This window comes from Pseudomonas sp. 2822-17 (assembly GCF_002742485.1).
In the GTDB taxonomy this organism is placed as follows: Bacteria; Pseudomonadota; Gammaproteobacteria; order Pseudomonadales; family Pseudomonadaceae; genus Aquipseudomonas; species Aquipseudomonas cyclaminis.
Map to the genome: position 1 here is coordinate 1 of NZ_LJRZ01000191.1, position 297 is coordinate 297.

Sequence of the window (297 nt, forward strand, 5' to 3'; positions counted from 1 at the left end):
TCTTTTATCTTCATCAAAAAACGCCTCTAACACTCTCTTTTCTTCTAGTTTTTCACTATTGTTTCCAAACACAAAATAATGATATTTTTGTCTGTTTACTTTTTTCATCGCATCAGCAACGGATAAACTTGGTGATACTCGAATGGTCTGTTCCGTACCAGTAAATAAATATTTTTTACGTTCAAGAAGAAACCTTAAAAACATAAAAGGTCGTTGCTTCCACTCAAGATAATGGTGGATCCACAAAAATAAAAGTACAATAATTAAATTTAAATGAAACGGCATGTAGATTAATGT

The 297-nt window shown here is 30.6% G+C and carries 1 protein-coding gene; it reads right to left on the minus strand.

The genetic code is table 11. The features are described 5' to 3' along the window. Positions 1 to 204, minus strand: a 204-nt coding sequence (locus AOA60_RS32085; protein WP_143522339.1) for a hypothetical protein, incomplete at its 3' end; no start/stop codon positions are given. Positions 205 to 297: the final 93 nt, after the last annotated feature.